The sequence below is a fragment of the Halobacteriovorax sp. genome (assembly GCF_041587335.1).
Taxonomy (GTDB): Bacteria; Bdellovibrionota; Bacteriovoracia; order Bacteriovoracales; family Bacteriovoracaceae; genus Halobacteriovorax.
The window spans coordinates 28,080-46,355 of the sequence record NZ_JBFGYP010000011.1; the positions used below are offsets into that span (position 1 = coordinate 28,080).

Sequence of the window (18,276 nt, forward strand, 5' to 3'; positions counted from 1 at the left end):
ATAAATAATTACTTAATTTATAAAAGAGAAAGGCTTCGAAAGAAGCCTTTTTTAATATGCTTTTTCTAGTTTATGTCCGGGGAAGTAGTGAGCCAATATCTTGCGATACCCCCACCCCTTTTTGGCCATGTCTAAAGCTCCCAATTGACACATACCTACTCCATGACCAAGACCACTACCACTGACTACAAATGAGTTATGCTTACTATCCCAGTTCATTTCAAAGTTATTTGAAGGAAATGTAAACCTTCCAAAATATCTTCTAAACAAAGGCTTTTTTATGACAATATGAAGATCTCCCCAATAGAGTCTCATATTGTTTTTATCTTTAGTGTCTTTGAGGATTTTAATTTTCTTTTTGCCAGTTATCTTCTTAGATACAGAGATGAGTTTCTTTTTTTGAAGCCACTTTATAAACGATACAAATCGCTTATACGTCACTTTATTATCCCAGTCCTTAGTTCCATGCCCATGACAGTAGTTTCCTTCTGGGGTAGAATTATACCCACTTACAGCATTGCTCCACACTTGATCAGGACGAAGAAGCTTTCCTCCACATTTGGCATGAAAGAATATCGGAGTTAGCTTCCCTCTTGGTGTTACTAACACTTCTCCCATTGTCTCTGTAGTTGCAAGGTCAGTATTTCTCGTGATGTCGAAAAAACTACCCGAGACCTGATGTTTTTCAGAGCTCTCTAAGTCATAGTGAGCGACTCTACCTAAAGTTTTAGAGACGTGATCTGTTTCCATTTTATGAAGGGCGTATGATCTAGCAGCTACCGCCTGGGCTTTTAGGGCCTCCAAAGGCCATGCGCTATTCATTTCTTTTGCTAGAAGACCGCTAATATAATCCTCAAGCCTAGTCTCCTGAATAACATCACAGCTATCATTTCCAACCGAGCTTACAATATCAACAGTCCCCATGTACTTTTTGTCACCAACAGTTACAAGTCCTGTCATAGAGTTTAGAGAAGCAAGAAGTGTTGGACCACGCTTTTTAAATCTTTTATTCTCACCAAATAGGCTACAATTGAATTTGATCTTCTTTCTACCGGAGAAAGTCTTTTTCTGGTTTCCAATATGAAAGGTTCTATTTAGATCTGTACCAGAAATTATAACATTCTTTAATGACTTACTTACTCGAACGCGTATCTTAGGCTCAGGTGTCCCGGTAACCAAATACGGAGTAATCTCTCCAAAAGCATTTAGAGTTGAAATTTTAAGTAGAATTAAAAGAAAGCATATCCTATGCAAGTAAACTCCATCCTGAGTTATAACTACATTATTGTATGCTTAATTTAAAAAGGTCTCAATATAATATTATAATTTTCCGAGGAATTTCATCACTTTCTGAAGATCCATCCATGCTGTTCGCTTCATTGATGGGTTTATTTCGAGTAAATCAGGATGAAAGATAGGAAAGAGAGTGAAGTTTACTAGCTCTTTTTCATTTTCGATAACTCTTTCAATCTCATTTCCATGAATCTTTGAAAGTTTTTCCTTCTTTCCGTATAAGAAGTTTGTAGCAACAGCACCAAGAGAAATGACAACCTTAGGTCTAAGGAGATAAATCTCACTTAAGATATTTTGTAATACTTCGTCATCAGTCTTTCCAATGAGTGAACTTCTAACAAACTCCCCTTCCTCAAGTTTCATAGGAATGATCATTTTACCAAGAAGTTCAGAATTATCGTGCTTTGTTTTTATGTGAGAGGTCTCATCATTTAACTCATCAATTCGAGACTCTCCAACAATTAAGGTCGATACACCTTGAAAGTCTTCAAATCTAAAACTTGGGTTAAACTTCTCGACCATCTCTTTATAGTTCTCTAAGTCTGCACTCAACTTGAGGTTACTTCCAAGTGATGTTGATTTAGAGTCTTTTACAATATTTCCAAATTTAGATTGAATTGGACCACTCTCTTCAACCTTCTTGGCCAGAGACTTTAGAACTTCATTCCTAGAGGGAGACTCCTCTGCACTTGGACGCTCAATGATTGTCTCGACCTTTTGCTCAGGAACTTCAACAGAGGTCCTAATGGCCTCAGGTTTCTCAAAGTGTGATGAAGTGTACCAGCTTGTATGACCAAAGATAGCTCCAGAATAGAATTTAGCTATTCCTTCATTATTGGCTATATCACTGATATCACTACGGAGTTTCTGATATTTATTCATGGTCTCAATTAATCTCATCTAATTTTAAAGGCTTACTAGGTAAATAGGGCCCTAATTTGAAATAAACATATCATAAATTAACCCAACTCCAAAATATCCCGAAAAATATACTAGTACATGAATACCTGCAAGGAGATGACTTAATGTCACAAGAACTAGACTTCCGCTTTGAAAAATTTGAAGAATATTATGGAGATATAGACCAAGTAAAAAAACATATGGATAACTGCAATATATGTAATGCAAAGTTAGTACAAACCCATTTATCAGACTTTAAAAACCTTATTGTACAAGAGACAGCAAGATGTCCAGAGTGCGGTCAAGGCAACAAAAAAATGATTCATATTATAAATTAGATCATACTAGTATGAGGCCAGAGTTTTTGCTATGGCCTTAGCTAACTTCTTTGAAACACCAAAATGCTCTTGTAGCTCAATTTCATTTAAAAGTTTTAGTTCCTTAATCGATAGGTCCAACTTTTCGAGAATTTTCTTTTTAGCAACTGGACCTACACCCTCAACGTGATCAACCCAGCTCGTAATTAGCTTTTTCTTCTCTTCTTTATGGTGAAGCCTTCTAGAGAACCTATGCGCCTCATCTCTCATTTGAGTGACAATTCTAAAGAGTGATTTACACTTCATTAATTGATAAGGGTTAGATCTCCCTGGAATAATAAGTCTCTCTTCACTTCTGACGACTTCTTTTGATTTAAAATTAGACTTCTTATCTACTTTAGATTTTGCAATTCCGACCACAGGTACTGAAACATTATGGTCTTTAAGCGCCTCTAGAAATATATTCACTTGCCCTAATCCACCATCAACTACAAACACATCAGGCAGCTTTCCTTTTTTAATCCTTCTATTGATAACTTCACTCATCATAGCAAAGTCATTATTGCCCTCAGGCCTTTCCTCTAAGTGATAGTGTCTATATGATTTCTTATCTGCTCTTCCATCATTGAAAACAATTTGCGAGGCAGTTGGCGATTTTCCCTGAAAAATTGCGATATCATAACATTCAAGAACGACAGGTCTCTCTCTTAAAGAAAGTAAATCCTTAAGCTTATTAAGCCCTACATAAGTACTATCTTCATTTAAAATTCTAACTCTTTGATGCTCAAATGCATGGTCTTGTGTTAACTTCATCAATGATTTGAATTTTTGACCTGGAGTTGAACACTTAATATTTAGGTCATGAACCTTCTTAAAAGCAAGATGAAGAGTATCATTTAAGTCCTTAGGAAAACTTGTAATTAACCTGTCGGGCAATTTATCAAATGTAGATGAATAATATTGAAAGATATACTGAGCAACCTCATCATCAAAATCGTCACTACAATCCACAGATGGGAAATGGAAGTTCTTATGTCCAAGTAAGAGCCCTTCTCTCATCATATAAAGGGAGATGTCGACTTCAATTTCCCCAACGTGGTACGCTAATATATCGACATTTCGAACACCATGGGAAATCTCTGCATTCTTTTGTTTTGAGAAATTCAAGAATGTATTAAGAGTTTCAATATTGTCCCTTAACATAGCAGCACTTTCAAAAAGTTCGGCCTCTGCAAAGTTCATCATTCTATTTTCTAGCTCTTTTAAACCTTTTTCACCACTACCACGAAAAAAGCTCAATGCGAGATCAAGGTCTCTTCTATATTCATCTTTAGATATTAGATCAACACAAGGAGCTGTACATTGTTTCATTTGATACAATAAGCAAGGCTCTTTTCTTGAATTGAAGTCTTTCAAAGAACAATCCCTTAAAGTAAAAGATTTTGTTAAAATTCGTATAATTTCAGAAATATTACTTCCAACTACAAATGGACCAAAAACCTCAACACCTTTTTTCTTTTTAGGCCTTCTTTCGTACATAAGTCTTGGAAAGTCTTCATTTAAATCTACACAGATATATGGGTAAGATTTATCGTCTTTTAATCGAATATTATATTTTGGTGAGAACTTCTTAATTAGGTTATTTTCAAGAACAAATGCCTCAGCATCAGATTCCGTCATAATAAAATCAAAATCATTTATATGAGAGACTAAAATTTCTGTTTTTGGAGACTTAGCAGAGTTATTAAAATAGCTTAGGACCCTATTTCTCAAGTTTTTTGCTTTACCTACATATAATACAGTTTCTTCGCCTGACCTAATCTTCTTCATTAGGTAACAGCCTGCTTTATTTGGTAAAGTTTTAGCCTTTATTAGTAGTTTATTCTGCATATTTGCGTTGCGTTCCGTCTTTACTTTGTTCGAAGTTCTTTATATTCTATCTTACTAACAATTCATTATAACAAATCCAAAACAAAGGTATCAGAATGTCTGATTTAAATGTAGGAAAAGAGATTCTTTCCTATTGCTCAAAATGTAAACTAACATTAGCACATATGATCGTTGCTATGAAAGACGCACAGACAATTCACAGAGTAGAATGTAGAACGTGTAAAGATACGCATGCTTATAAAGATCCATCTGCAGTGAAAATGAAAGCAGCGACAAGAAAGAAAACAACGAGAAAAACGTCTAAAACAACAACTTCTGTTGCTGATCTTTGGATGGAAGCAATCAATTCAGCGACAAGTAAGTCTCAAGAATACTCAATTCGTGGACAATTTGCTCAAGGTGATATCATTGATCACTCAAAATTTGGACCAGGTGTTGTTGATAAGACAATAGATGGTGATAAAATTGAAGTTATCTTCCGTCACCAGATTAAAATTTTAATTCATAATAAATAAAAAATAGGCCCTTTAAGGGCCTTTTTTTTAATCTAAAATTTCAATTAAGCCAGATTCTCCATTAATTCTAATTTTCATACCTGTCTCAAGCCTCTTAGTAAGACCCTTGATTGAAACAATAGTAGGAAGTCCCATTTCTCTAGCAACAATAGCAGAGTGAGATAATAAACCACCTCTTTCAACAAGAAGGGCACTAGCAGATGGATATAGAGGAATCCAGCCTGGATCAGTCCTATGGGTGACAAGGATTTCTCCGTTAAGCTCTAAATTATCATCCGGAGATAAAATCACTTTAACTACACCTTCGACGATACCTGGGCAACATCCAAGACCTAACATTTCGTTATCTTTTAGCTCTATATTTGAATCAATAACTACAGGCGCAGGGAAGTGATTATTCTTCCAATACACTGGTCCTCGAGTCATAAACCTACTTTCAGGCTCACTATCTTCATATCCAGCATATTCCTTCTTTCTTGCGTCAATAATCATTTTGAAATCTTGAACAGAGTTTGTCCCCTCAAAGGCCCCCTTCAACTCTTCAAGATCTAAGAAGAAAATATCTTCATCTTTATCTATTATTCCATTCTTTGCAAAGTTCTCACCCATAGCATAGAACATTGATCTAACAACACCGTAAATTCTAGTTCTACAGAAGCGAGTATTCTCTCTATTCATGACAGCTTTTCTAGCGTGCTTCAATGACCATGAATAAATCAAACCTTTAACACCCGAGATATTCTCTTTTAGAAGTTTTTCAGCATTCTCTCTAATCTCATGTTCTCGCCTTTCAAACTCTTCTAGATCTATCTGCCCCGAATTAATAATATTTTTCAAGAAAACAAAGAAAAGCTTCGGCTCTAAGTGCATATCTTTTTGTTCAAGCTTCATCTCACTCATGCATCTAAATCCATACTTATCTAGGTATGTTGATACTAGCGCATAGAACTCTTGATACTCTGATTGATTTAGTGCCTCTAATAAGAATTCATTCTTAGTTGAAAAAATAAAATCTTTTAGCCCTTCAGTTTTAACAACGACCCCAGAAAGACTTATGAGCTGCTTTGTTGGTTCTGCAGATTCAAGATTTCCATTGCCGGCCAATAGATCATTATGAAAATTTTGTCCTAAGTGATCTAGCCACTTCTCAGTTAGCTTTTTATAGACCCCAAAGTGGACCATGCAAAGAAAGTCATTAATGATTGGAGCGTGCCACTTCCATAGAATATCTTTTTCTAATCCCATGTACTCATCGTAAATTTGATCAGCAGTCATCGCGTAGTAGTCTTTCTTTCTGTAAACATCATAAATAGCATGAAAGTCAGATAGAAATTTATCTACTATATTTTGAATATTTAAATGAAAGTAAAAGAACTTAAAACCAGTAAAGAACTTCCTCACTCTTGAACCAAAACTATTATGAAACTTTGGAGGCTTGATTCTCTCTGCGATCTCATCGCCTAAAGACTCACTAGTTCCCATCATTGTTTCCATAAATTGACGATTGAACTTATAGCCAGGAAGAATACTTGTTAACTTATACCAATTAAAGAGGTTGTAATATACTCTCCCATAAAATAGACCTAGCATATTTTTCAGAAAGAAATTCATTTCTTTAATATGGCTTTGTGGAACCATCAAAACTTCACAGAACTGTATATAGACTTGATTATAGACATATCTAGCAAAACCATAAGTCAGAGGCTTAGTCATCCCTCCATAACTTTCAACAATATTTGAATTGTCCCATAGGTTTAAAATTCCTTTCGTTGTCGCAGTCAGTGTCGTCACAGGTCTTGTCTGAAGTATATAAAACACACCATCTTTAAGTGCCCACTCAATGTCTTGAGCACACTGATAAAGATCTTCAATTTGAATTGATATTCTAGAGAGTTCGGCCAACTGGTCATCACTTAGTGAATCGATATTTCTTTTATCTTCACTAATCTCTACTTCATATATTTTTTCATTCTCAAAGTCGCCTTTTAGTGCCTTTTCCTTTTCTACAATCTCCTTACTGACTAAAGTGCGGTCATGCTTACTTACAATATAGGTATCACCTTCAAGGAGACCAGAGACTAATCCTTCACCAACTCCATAAACAGAATTAACCATTAGTTCATCAATATTATTTGTAACAGGGTTACAGGTAAAAACAACACCACTAGCATCTGGGTCAATCATTTCTTGGATAACTACAGATACAAGAATTTTCTCTAATTCAATAGAGTTCTCCTTTCTGTAAACAAGACATCTTTCTGAAAAAGCTGATGCCCAACACTTTTTAATCGACTCTAAACATTTCTCAAGCGATGAGACATATAAATATGATGAGAGCTGTCCTGCATAAGAATGCTCTCCACCATCTTCATCTCCAGCACTCGATCGAACGGAGAAATGAGTCCCCGAAAAAGACTTAATCAGGCTATATATAGCTTCTTCTTCAGGTCCTATAAAGTTTCCACTTAGTATTATTTTTTCAATTTTTGCAGCTGCATCTTTAAAGGAGAGATTACTCAAGGCATTCTTTATTTCCTCACCAAGTTTATTTCGTTCTACAAAATCCTCAAAGAGATGTGAAGGAATCACTGAAAAAGCAGGAACATTAATTCCTTTAGTCGCTAGCAGGTAAAGATTGTATCCCTTTCCGCCGGCCTGCTTTTTAGCAAAGTTTCTTGTTGTTTTCTTATTTATTAAAAGCATATTTTTTCCCTAGAGTAATTTCTCAATGATGACGCCTAAATATATTAAAATTATATAAAATGAAGAATAGCCTCTAAAAAAAGATCCACTTCTCCCACTCTTTTTAATCAGAAAATAGATTCCAGAAAGAACAAAGACAACGAAGCAACTATTAAAGTAAATCTTAGCAAAAGAAGAAGAGAGACCCACCCCAAGTGCTAGTATGACTTCAGCAATACAAGCATGTACTAAAACAAGAACAACTGCTCCTCCCTTACCCCACACTTTAGAATATGACTCAACCTGATCTCTTTCCTCAGATTCAAGAAATGTTTTTCGACCTAGCTCAAATATATTAAACAGAAGCCAACTTACAACTGAAAAGAAATACATAGATATATCTAGAGCATACAATGCTCTACCGTCTATAGCGCAAAAGATACTCAAACTTAAAAGAATTGTAACGAGAGTGTGTGCTGAAGCGTAACTTGTGAGTTTATCTCTAAACCAAGAGCCTAAAAAAAACTCTTTATACATAATCAATGAATATAGAGAAGCAATACTCATAGCAATACCAGCATCAAGATCTATAGTGTAGAAGATTATATTTTCAAAAATAAAACAAAGAATTATTGCATCTTTCATATCAAAGACAGAAAGAAGCTCTCTTGGTAGAGGTCTAGAAGGATTAATCTTCATATCAAGATCTAAATCCTTAACCTCATCAAAACATCTTAACTTAAAGAAAAATACTGTAGTTCCAATAAATAAAAGAAGAGCATCACTTGAAACTCCCTTATCTACTAGTGACATATGACCAGCGATAAAGAGAGATATCATAATCAAGTGACTAAGAGGATCAAACCTTTCAATAAAGAATTGAATCCACTTATACCTATCTTGTAGATACTTTTTATCTGAATGGTTTGAGTTAAATCTTTCCACCTAAACTTTCCTCAAATCCTTTAATGTCGCTCTTAGGACATGATACTCCACTTTTGAGTGGTGCCTCGGGTCCATAGGAATCTTGTCAACATGAATGATGTCATCAAAAATAATCTTATTTTTTGTGAGTAATCTCTCGACCTCTTTTTTAGCATCTTCAATATTAGAATCCTCTGAAACCGAGAAAACAGCGATAGGCTTTTCTCCAAGTTCAGAGTCTTCAATTCCAAGGTATGCAGCATGAAGAACCAGAGGAATTCTCTTCATTATAATTTCGGCCCTTACTGGAAAACAATACTCTCCATTTCTATTGATAGCATTATGAACTCGACCTACAAGCCATAAGTCTCCTCTACTGTCTTCAAAGCCGAGGTCACCAGTTCTGTGCCAAACACGTCCTCTATCATCAACAATCTTAGTCTTTAGAAATGCATCTTTGTTGTTATAATAGTTTCTGCAAACATGTTCACCTGACACTATAATTTCACCAGGACTTCCTTTAGAAACCTCTAGCTCCTTCCAATCATCTTCTTTTGAAACTGTTAGTGCTTCATTAAAGATCTTTATGTACTTTACTTCTAATCCAGAATCGAACTTACCAACATTCACACCAGGCTCTACAATTTCGGGGTCAACATTTTCTTTCTCTGCCAACATATCTTTTGCTTCAATATGGGCCATAGGCTCAACTTCCGTAGAACCGTATAAAACTAAGATCTCAGCATTTGGAGCAACTTCCTTAATTCGTTTAACATCATCTCTTGAAACGGGAGCTCCACCTGTTACGACTCTCTTTAGTCCATTTAATTTCAAGTTATTCTTTAAGCAGAATGAACTTACAGAATTTAATAAAGATGGAGAAAGTGTTGTACAGGTTACTTTCATTGTTAAAAATTGAGCAATAAGAATGAGTGGATCCTTCTCAGAAGGTGCTCCAACATCAATAGCAGGAATAACAGTCGTTACGCCTGCAGCTAAATTATTTAAAGAAAAAATAGGAAATACTGGAAGATCCACATCTGATTCAACATATGGAATATGTCGATTTAAAGCATAGTGCTGAGCAGATAAAAATCTGTGAGATCTATCTGCACCTTTAGGCTTTCCAGAACTCCCTGTAGTAAATGTAATTAAGGCTGTATGCTCTTGCTCTACAGCTGTAACGTCTTCATTTACTTCAAACTTCATGAGATCTTCTAAAGAGGCGTCGTACTCACCTTCAGTAGGACCTACAGAGACCTTTAAAGGAATGGCGCCAATCTCTTTAACATCCTTTAGATACATAAATGCTTTCTCTAATGAGATAATCGCTTTTGGATCAGCGGTCTCAGCACTCACTCCCATCTGATCTCTTCTCGCCCAACTGTCTAAGAAGACCGCAACTCCACCAATTTTTTGAAGAGCAAACATTGCAGCATATAATTGAAGAGACATAGGGATAAAGATAATAACTCTATCTCCTTTTTTAATTCCTAAATTAATTAGACCGCTAGAGATTCTTGAGACAAGTATATCTAAGTCTTTTACACTAATAGACTCGTGTGGCAGAGGATCACTTAAATTACCACTCCAACTGCCTATCTTCTGTAGATCAACCCAAGTAAGAACGCTCTTTTCAGGGTGAGTTTTAACGTGCTCTTTTAGAAAGGTAGCCACATTATTTCGACTATCTTCACCTTTAAAATATCCTGTTTTTCCTTCTTGAGATTCCTCAGAGGCAATACTAATCTGCTTAATTAATTCTTCTTGATGAGTCCATGGTATTGCATGACCTGCATCTTTAATGACGACTTCTTTTGAGGATAAATTATTTTTAATTTTTGTCATATGTTCTAAATCTAGAGACTCATCGCAATCTCCCCAGATTATATGAACTTCTCTCTCTGACGCTTTTTTACATAGCTCCAATATTTCAGAGACAGGTATTTCTTTTTCTAGGGCCGCTTCTCTTAATACGTCAACGGATTTATACCTCTCAGCGATTCTACGATATTCATCAGAAGCAACTTTTGGTGATGCTGATTTAATTAAAAGCTCTTCAATAATTTGTTCACTCATCTTCGAAATTAGAATCTTCGAAGTGAAAGAATTAGTAATTAATGCTTTTTTAACAAACCCTAGAGGTTCTGCAAAAAAGTATGGAGCAATTAAGATTAACTTTTTGGCATTAGAATTATTTACAAAGTCCTTAAGAGCAAAGTAGCTTCCAAATGAATATCCTATATAGATATCTGCATTTTTTGACTCTCCTCTTTTAACAGAAGTGACATCTTCAAAATGATCTCGAAGAAAACTAAAGTCTTCGCTAGTCCCTGGTGAACCATGGTACACGACATATGAACTCATAAAGTAATTCCTTTTCTTATATAGTCTTTAACTGCTTTTATATCTGGTGTTTTCGTATAGATACTCTCTTCACTCTTATTGAGAATCCCCACAGGGAGAGAGTTATGACTTGATACATAATCTAGTAATTCTGCTATAGCTTTAACTTCATATTCTCTAGTCTGCTCAAGGTATTTGAAGTAATCTTTTTCACTATCTGAAACTTCCACAACCTTTATAATATCTCCATTATCAATTTTCTTATCCATTACATGTATAGAAAATCCTGCTGGCCTTCCCTCACTAAGAGCATTGAGGTCACACATCGTTCCCCTATACTTAGGAAGGATTCCGTGATGAATATTCAAGCAACCAAGTCGAGTCGCATTAAGGGCGGCCTTCTTATAGATACACCTTGTTCTTAGATTGATTAATAAATCAAACCCTTCAGTGTTTAAGTAATCTATAGCTTCAGCATCATTAATACTTTTATACATACGGTGTTCGACATTATATTTTTGGCAAAGACTTTCTTTTGAAGAGAGCTTTGCTGTTATAAGATTTTTAATAAGCTGTGATCCAAAGTTTCTTGCGCCATAATAAATAAGTCCAAGCCCACTTTTAATATAGCTATAATCAAGGTTTTCAATTTCTATAAGGGATGTTATTCTTCCATTTGAGCATGCAAGAATGTCTTCAATAGTTTTTGAATAATTATTAGGCATGTAGTTAAGCTGACTTGTAACAAGAACTACCTTCAACTCTTCTCCAATAACTTAATCTCCTCTAGAGACAAGAAAATGCCTCCACTGAGGAGGCACATTTATATAGATTTTATATTTGAGTTTTATTTAATAACCAACATATCCACCAGCATTTACACCAAAGTTAAATCCTAAGTTTCCTGCGCCATACATAGACCCATTTGCATATGGGTTAATTGTATTACCACCACCGTAATATGAATTAGAGTAGAGATCTTGTGCTGCATTTTGGTAATTCTGTTGAAGAGCACTCTGCGCAGCTTGACCAGTAATCTGATTTCCTTGTGATCTTGCGTATCCAGCTTGAACTTGTCCCTGAACATCTGCTGCTTGTTGATACTGCTGTTGGTACTGTTGTTGGTACTGACCGTTAGTGTTTAAACCACCGTTCCATCCACCAGAATTATTCCAGTATGAACCATTTGCTCCACCATTCCCCCAAGAACCAAGTCCCAAGGAACCAGGCATAGTTCCTGACCCATAAATTCCCCCCATACCATTATTATACATTCCATTTCCAATCATTCCTGGGTATCCAGCGATTCCTCCGCCTCCTAGGCTTCCATTATACATTCCACTTGTATAAGGGTTCCTCGCACCAAAATTTACTCCGCTATTTATTCCGCCGCCCATTCCTGGATAACCTAAACCCATGCCATTTCCTAGACCACCGCCAATGCTAATTCCACCACCGATTCCTGGGAAACCTGAGCCTCCGTAGAGTCCGCCACCCATTCCTGGATAACCTAAACCCATGCCATTTCCTAGACCTCCGCCGATACCAATATTTATACCACCGCCTAATCCTGTGCCGTATGTACCACCACCCATTCCTGGGTAACCATATCCGCCATTCATTCCGCCGTAGATACCACCGTATGGATTACCACCCATACCGAATCCACCTGGGTACATTCCGCCACCCATTCCATTTCCAAAACCGCCACCGACGCCAATATTAATTCCACCACTTAGTCCACCGCCCATTCCTGAGCCTCCACCAAATAGTCCATTCATTGCACCCATTCCGAGACCTAAACCTAGACCTCCACCAAATCCTATTGATCCACCACTCATTCCTGGATAGCCGAAGCCTCCAGATATACCAGAACTGTAATTTGGCCCCATCATTCCACCCATGAAACCAGGTGTGTAACCTGCTCCAAGAAATGAATTTCCAAAACCACCGTAACCATTACCAGAATAACCACCGTAGCCAGCATATCCACCACCAACACCTAGCGAACCACCTGCTCCACAAGAGCTGGCAAAAGACTCGGCATCACCAGCAGAGATAGGAGTAGCTCCTCTCTCAGTAGAGTAATTTAAATATGAATTAAACCTTGTAGTACAAGCTGTATGACCTGACTCGTAAGCATCGGCCCAAGCTTGTTGCCCTTTATACTGATATTTTGCTCCGAAGTATGATGCTCCTAAGAAGGCCAATGGCCCAGCAACAACACCTAGTGTTTCGGCTAATTTATTTTGCTCTGGTTGTTCGTAGAAGAGACACTCAACACAGTCAATTTCGCCACCATACTCTGATGCCATGACCATTTTGTAACACATTTCCTTACTCTCTCCAGCATATTGGCAATCATTGAACACACCACTATCAGCAGCAGAAGCTACTAAGGATTGAGTCAAAGAAAAGCCAGCTACGATAAGATAGTGCTTCCATGTTGTCTTTGATTTTGAGTAATTCATCTCTACTTCTCCAAATTACAGGTCACTACACCTGCATTTATTATATCTCACTAGTATATCGGGACATTATTAGTAAAACTTTAGCGGATTAGTCATAAGCTCTTTAAATGACTGAAAATACGAAATAAATAAGACTAAAATCACATTTACAGAGGCTAAAAGCTTAAGTATTTTCCTCTTATGGACTTTTCAAGACTAATTGAGTGGCTAATTTTTGGTGCAATTCTTCTCTATGCAATCTATTCGATGATTGCGATTAAAGAGGAAAAGCAGGCCTATGTGGATAATGCTAAAGAGTTTGAGCTAAAGAACTTCCTATTCTTTCTTCCTAGTTGGTGGACTAATACAACAGAATCATATGATAGAGATCAATCTACTCAAGCAGTATTTGAAAGAACTGACACGAGGTACGACTGGAGAGCTGACTTTGAGTGGTTTGAAAGTAATGATGAAATAAAAGATAAGTCATTAGAAGAAATTATCGTAAATAAACTCGAAAATTTAAAATTAATTTTTGATCCAGAAGAAAGTGTCATTGATGTGCCAAGTTCATTTCAAAACTTCATCCCTTTCCTAGAGGGAAGAATAGACCTTATCCATATAGAAGGTACGGCAACAGAGGATGTTAGTGAAAGAGTCTACTTTGATTGCTATCTAATAAAAGATAATATCAATGATGCTTATCTATTTGCGAAAAGTAGAAGTAGTATTTTAAATGGCGCTGTTGAAGGGCCCTACTTCGAAGAAGTCCTTAGAACTTTCGAGTTTCTTCACCAATAAAAAAGGCCACTCTATTAGTGGCCATATAAAAATAAATTTTTAATCTTTATTAGTTTTTCTTTGGTGAGAATGTTCTGATTTTCTTAACTAAGAAAGCGTGAATTTCTTCATCTGTACCAAATACATCTTCAATAAGATCACAATTAAGTAAGAAAGCGGCCATTCTTGTCGCAATCTGGTGAAGAGATTCAACTAAGTAAAGACCACCAATATTCTCTCCATTGAAAGACTTGATGATTTCTTTTCTAGCATGGTTAAACATTTCAGATTCCGTAATGTCTTCTGGAACCATGTCTCCCATTTTTTCTTCAACTTCTTCGATAGCTTGATCTCTAACATCTTCATCAGTTGCAAAGCTAACCCCATATTCAGTTGCCATTGCATCAATTAATGCTTCTCTATTTTCAATCTCGAATTCGATTACTTTATTTTCTTTCAAGTTATTAATTGAATAACTCGCTAATGTCTTGAGTGTTTCAAAATCAGTTCTCATTAATACTCCATGAGTCAATATTCTTACTAAGTTTAACCTATTTAAAAGTCATAAAACAAGAAACTTATTGAATTTCTTACAGCTTTATTTTCTTTTTATTACTTTTTTTAGCTCTTTTCCCTCTCCTAAAATAATTAAAGCAACGCTATAACATAGAGCACCAAGGGCTCCTGAGAGACAAAACATAAATGCTTTTCTATAAAAAGGGTCTGAGTAATTAAATAAATACTCGCTGGCTTGCAGCGTTGCAACATAAGTCAATACGCCAGCAATTATAATCTTTAAAATTCTGAGCTTAAAAAAGAAACTCCAAGGAATCTCCAATAGTCTCTTTAGACACACCGCCTGAATCCCAGAATTTAAAATCATTGAAAGACTTGTACCTAACGCAAGGACCCAAAAACCATACTTAGGAGTAAAATACATACAAAAGACAATATTACAAAGGATAGCAAAAACAGAGATTTTCACCGGTATTTTTGGTTTATCTAAAGTGAAAAAAGTCGGAGCAAAAATTTTATAAAGGCCATAAGATGGTAGTCCTATCAAATAATACTTAAGCGCCGTATAGGTCATAGAAGTATCATTCATATCAAATGCACCTCTTTCGAAAACGAGATGAACACTTTCTTTTGCTAGAGCAAATAAAAGGGCCATTGCCGGTACAATTGTTAAGAATGAAAGAAAGTAACTAGTGCTAAGGTATCCAATTGCTTTTTCTTTTTCAGTGTTTTTCCAAGCTTCACTAAAATGTACTAAGTTTGAACCAGCAATGGACACACTCAAGATCCCCACAGGAAATTGAAAGAGTCTAAATGCAAATGTTAACCATGACACAGCACCAACAACAGTTCCTGTCGCAAGAATGGTAGTCACAATTACATTGATTTGAGTGGCCGCAATACCAATAGTTCCTATACCAATTCTATTTAAAACAGTTTTTGAGTCTGTGCTAATGAGTTTAAAAGGTCCCTGTGGCCCATAGCCTTTTTTAATAAGTAGTGGCACCTGCACAATCATTTGAACGAAACCACCAAGCATAACCCCTATTCCCAAAGAGTAAACAGGGTGATGACCCCAAACCTTTAAATGATCAGGTAGAATGAAAATACATCCAATCATCGCAATATTGAAAAGGGCCGGTGCAAATGAAGGAACAAAGAATACTTTTAAAGTATTTAAAGTCCCCATAAATAAAGCTGCTAAAGATATTAGGACAAGAAATGGTGCCATAATCCTAACAAGGCCAACAGTCATATTTAATCTTTCAACATCTGAATTAAAGACTTCATTAGTCAAGGCCATGACTATTTCTTGAGCATAAATAACGATTGCAAGTGAAAGAGAGCCAGTAATAAGTGTTAACAATACGGCCATTGACCAAAGTAGACCCTTAGCAAGCTTTTCATTTTTAATCTTCACACCAGTAAAGGTAGGAACAAATGCGGACGAGAAGGCCCCTTCTGCAAATAAATCTCTAAGCATATTTGGAATTCTATAAGCAATAGTAAAAGCATCCGTTACACCAGAGGCTCCAAACACAGCAGCTATAGCCTGCTCTCTTACAAGACCTAGAATTCTACTTGAAAAAGTAGCTATCGCCATTTTTATTGATGATAAGAGAACCCTCTTGGTCGAACTTGATTGCCCCATGTCACTCCATAACATTCATAGATTTTTTGATACAGCATTAATACTAAAGACAACTGAGTCCTTCATCAACGTTTAAATCGACAAATTCATTATTGATTTTTCTCCAGTAGACCGACTTTTCATTTAATATCGTTTCATAGGCCTGCTCTTGCCATATCACTTCACCACGATCGAAATAGTCTTTAAGTTCTTCTTTTTCAAAGCCACGAAATGTTTTAACGATTAAAGGAAACTCTGTTTCATCTTCTTTATAGAGTACTGTCTTCTTATATTCTCCATTTGGTCCATCGTCATAAAAGTATCTAATTCTATAGATTTCTCCATCAACATACTTAATATGATAATTAGACCATCTTCTATTTTCTAGATTTTCAAACTTTGGATCAGATAAGTTTTTTATATAATTCTGACACTCATCACTTACAGCACTATGTTGTAAGTTTGCACTGGTATGTTCATTGTCAGGACTTTGGGGACTATCTATATTTGAATAAGAAGGAGACTCACTCTTTGTAAGGCCCTTACCTTCAAAGCCTGTACTGCGATAAAAATAGACTATTAATATTAAGGCAAAAATGAATATAAGAGAGAAAATAAGTCGTTTCACACACCTTCCTTTCTCTCCTGTATATCACAAATTAAAATGTATTATAATCATAAATTATTCTAATTCTTGATCTATGAAGCTTCATTTTGATCTTTGGATTTGAATTATTTCTAAATCTAACCTTTAATTGGGTTAATCCCCCAGGTCTAGAGAGCAGCATGATATCATCACTAGCTTGATTACCAATTAAACTGTTAATGAGAGAGTCAGAGCTAGGACTACTCTTAATTTCTGACTGGACTCCAGAGATTAAGTCTAAACTTGCACCCCACTTTGTTTTTTGCTTATGGGTATCTTTTTCAAAGAAATATAAAGTCCCCCCTTTTTTGATAAAGCTCTCCCCAGAGTAAGCAATTTCAAGAGAGACCTCAGCACTGCGTCCTAACTCCTCGAGATTCTCCACCGCTAAGTCTTCAACGAGAACTTTATTAATTCTAACATCATGCATATCATCCGAAAAAATCTTTTCAGTGACTAAGTCTAGGTAAATATCTTTTCCACTATTAAGAGCATTAACCTCTGCTCTATTTAACTGTAGAACTTTTTCTCTCTGAAGAGGAAGTCCGTCGTTATTGAGCTCAGTTAAAGTTCGATCAACAATCTCTGCCAATTCACTTGTATATATTCCCTCAAGTGCTTCAAAGTCTTTAGAGGATAAATAGGCCTCTGTATCAACTTCAACAATAGCTTTCATTTTCTCTATCGTGCTATTAATGTTTATATTATTAAAATAGGGTTTAAGTAGTCTATATTCATACGCCCTTGCTACTTCATAATTATACTTCAAGATACGACTCTTCGTTTCAGCTTCCAGAGAGTCTAAAAGAGAGACCATATTAGTATCACCATTACTTAATAACTCTCCTTTGTGATAATTTAACTCTGAGACTTTATCGAAATTATTATAAATTGAGCTTATTGTTTTAAGAATATCTGCCTGAATAGTGTTAACTTCTCGAACCAATACATTCTTCTGATCCATAAATCTTTTTAAACTTTTAGTTACGTCTTTAAATACACTATGTGTATTTTTTATTTTTTCTATCTCTGCTGAAATCTCTGTTCTAGAAATTTCTCTTTTCCTCCAATGATCAGCTTGAACCTTAGCAGCTGCAATTATTGGTTTAGAGAACTCAGTTAAATTATTTAAATACTCTTTCAATTCATCTTTATTATTAATTTCAGCAACTCTATTTAGTTTAACTTTAGACCAAATCTCATTCCAGTTCTGGCTTGACTCCTCTAACTTCAAGCTTTGAAAATTATTATAAATACTTGAAGAATCGCTAATAATATCACCTAGAGGTCTATGAGTTCCAATATGACTAGAAAGAATCCCAAGACTAGATCCAATTAAACCTAAAGCAGGCTGCCCTGCAGGAATAGCAGTAGAAAGAGCTGCGAC

The 18,276-nt window shown here is 35.9% G+C and carries 15 protein-coding genes; 3 read left to right on the forward strand and 12 right to left on the reverse strand.

Annotated elements, in window-relative coordinates; genetic code table 11:
• Positions 1 to 51: 51 nt before the first annotated feature.
• Positions 52 to 1,254, reverse strand: a complete 1,203-nt coding sequence (locus ABX784_RS03265) for a SpoIID/LytB domain-containing protein (protein ID WP_372652508.1) — start codon at positions 1,252 to 1,254, stop codon at positions 52 to 54.
• 66 nt (positions 1,255 to 1,320) lie between these two features.
• Positions 1,321 to 2,175, reverse strand: coding sequence for a uracil-DNA glycosylase family protein (locus tag ABX784_RS03270; RefSeq protein ID WP_372652510.1), 855 nt, complete (start codon positions 2,173 to 2,175; stop codon positions 1,321 to 1,323).
• A 143-nt stretch (positions 2,176 to 2,318) separates the two neighbouring features.
• On the opposite strand from ABX784_RS03270, the gene ABX784_RS03275 reads away from it, so the two are divergent.
• Entirely contained in the window at positions 2,319 to 2,531 is a 213-nt protein-coding gene (locus ABX784_RS03275) for a hypothetical protein (RefSeq protein ID WP_014243245.1), read from the forward strand.
• Positions 2,532 to 2,537: 6 nt separating this feature from the next.
• Here ABX784_RS03275 and uvrC read toward each other — a convergent pair whose 3' ends face one another.
• On the reverse strand, positions 2,538 to 4,400 hold the full coding sequence (gene uvrC / locus ABX784_RS03280) for an excinuclease ABC subunit UvrC (protein ID WP_372652514.1): 1,863 nt from the start codon (positions 4,398 to 4,400) through the stop codon (positions 2,538 to 2,540).
• A gap of 95 nt (positions 4,401 to 4,495) precedes the next feature.
• On the opposite strand from uvrC, the gene ABX784_RS03285 reads away from it, so the two are divergent.
• Positions 4,496 to 4,915: a hypothetical protein gene (locus tag ABX784_RS03285; protein ID WP_372652516.1), complete on the forward strand. Its 420-nt coding sequence runs from the start codon at positions 4,496 to 4,498 to the stop codon at positions 4,913 to 4,915.
• A gap of 27 nt (positions 4,916 to 4,942) precedes the next feature.
• On the opposite strand, the gene ABX784_RS03290 is transcribed toward ABX784_RS03285, so the two are convergent.
• From ABX784_RS03290 to ABX784_RS03310, 5 genes are all read right to left on the reverse strand, one after another.
• The gene (locus ABX784_RS03290; RefSeq protein WP_372652518.1) at positions 4,943 to 7,618 is read right to left on the reverse strand and encodes a phosphoenolpyruvate synthase; all 2,676 of its coding nucleotides are present in this window, start codon (positions 7,616 to 7,618) and stop codon (positions 4,943 to 4,945) included.
• A gap of 9 nt (positions 7,619 to 7,627) precedes the next feature.
• Positions 7,628 to 8,542: a hypothetical protein gene (locus ABX784_RS03295; RefSeq protein ID WP_372652520.1), complete on the reverse strand. Its 915-nt coding sequence runs from the start codon at positions 8,540 to 8,542 to the stop codon at positions 7,628 to 7,630.
• Positions 8,543 to 10,888, reverse strand: a complete 2,346-nt coding sequence (locus ABX784_RS03300; protein ID WP_372652522.1) for an AMP-binding protein — start codon at positions 10,886 to 10,888, stop codon at positions 8,543 to 8,545. It lies immediately after the preceding gene.
• Positions 10,885 to 11,628, reverse strand: coding sequence for a formyltransferase family protein (locus tag ABX784_RS03305; RefSeq protein WP_372652524.1), 744 nt, complete (start codon positions 11,626 to 11,628; stop codon positions 10,885 to 10,887). Before ABX784_RS03305 ends, ABX784_RS03300 begins: the two co-directional genes overlap by 4 nt.
• A 90-nt stretch (positions 11,629 to 11,718) precedes the next feature.
• Positions 11,719 to 13,338: a hypothetical protein gene (locus tag ABX784_RS03310; protein WP_372652526.1), complete on the reverse strand. Its 1,620-nt coding sequence runs from the start codon at positions 13,336 to 13,338 to the stop codon at positions 11,719 to 11,721.
• 180 nt (positions 13,339 to 13,518) lie between these two features.
• On the opposite strand from ABX784_RS03310, the gene ABX784_RS03315 reads away from it, so the two are divergent.
• Positions 13,519 to 14,118: a hypothetical protein gene (locus ABX784_RS03315; RefSeq protein WP_372652529.1), complete on the forward strand. Its 600-nt coding sequence runs from the start codon at positions 13,519 to 13,521 to the stop codon at positions 14,116 to 14,118.
• A gap of 49 nt (positions 14,119 to 14,167) precedes the next feature.
• On the opposite strand, the gene ABX784_RS03320 is transcribed toward ABX784_RS03315, so the two are convergent.
• The 4 genes from ABX784_RS03320 to ABX784_RS03335 form a co-directional block, all read right to left on the reverse strand.
• Positions 14,168 to 14,611: a hypothetical protein gene (locus ABX784_RS03320; RefSeq protein ID WP_372652532.1), complete on the reverse strand. Its 444-nt coding sequence runs from the start codon at positions 14,609 to 14,611 to the stop codon at positions 14,168 to 14,170.
• An 84-nt stretch (positions 14,612 to 14,695) separates the two neighbouring features.
• Complete coding sequence (gene murJ / locus ABX784_RS03325; RefSeq protein WP_372652534.1) at positions 14,696 to 16,264, reverse strand: murein biosynthesis integral membrane protein MurJ; 1,569 nt, start codon at positions 16,262 to 16,264, stop codon at positions 14,696 to 14,698.
• A 43-nt stretch (positions 16,265 to 16,307) separates the two neighbouring features.
• Entirely contained in the window at positions 16,308 to 16,871 is a 564-nt protein-coding gene (locus tag ABX784_RS03330) for a hypothetical protein (protein ID WP_372652536.1), read from the reverse strand.
• Positions 16,872 to 16,902: 31 nt separating this feature from the next.
• On the reverse strand, positions 16,903 to 18,276 hold a 1,374-nt coding region (locus tag ABX784_RS03335), incomplete at its 5' end, for a hypothetical protein (protein WP_372652538.1).

Excerpts from the sequence above, each read along its gene's own strand:
- ABX784_RS03270 (WP_372652510.1), bottom strand. The coding sequence starts at position 2,175 with ATGAATAAATATCAGAAACTCCGTAGTGATATCAGTGATATAGCCAAT.
- ABX784_RS03275 (WP_014243245.1), top strand. The coding sequence starts at position 2,319 with ATGTCACAAGAACTAGACTTCCGCTTTGAAAAATTTGAAGAATATTAT.
- uvrC (WP_372652514.1), bottom strand. The coding sequence starts at position 4,400 with ATGCAGAATAAACTACTAATAAAGGCTAAAACTTTACCAAATAAAGCA.
- ABX784_RS03285 (WP_372652516.1), top strand. The coding sequence starts at position 4,496 with ATGTCTGATTTAAATGTAGGAAAAGAGATTCTTTCCTATTGCTCAAAA.
- ABX784_RS03290 (WP_372652518.1), bottom strand. The coding sequence starts at position 7,618 with ATGCTTTTAATAAATAAGAAAACAACAAGAAACTTTGCTAAAAAGCAG.
- ABX784_RS03300 (WP_372652522.1), bottom strand. The coding sequence starts at position 10,888 with ATGAGTTCATATGTCGTGTACCATGGTTCACCAGGGACTAGCGAAGAC.
- ABX784_RS03310 (WP_372652526.1), bottom strand. The coding sequence starts at position 13,338 with ATGAATTACTCAAAATCAAAGACAACATGGAAGCACTATCTTATCGTA.
- ABX784_RS03315 (WP_372652529.1), top strand. The coding sequence starts at position 13,519 with ATGGACTTTTCAAGACTAATTGAGTGGCTAATTTTTGGTGCAATTCTT.
- ABX784_RS03320 (WP_372652532.1), bottom strand. The coding sequence starts at position 14,611 with ATGAGAACTGATTTTGAAACACTCAAGACATTAGCGAGTTATTCAATT.
- murJ (WP_372652534.1), bottom strand. The coding sequence starts at position 16,264 with ATGGGGCAATCAAGTTCGACCAAGAGGGTTCTCTTATCATCAATAAAA.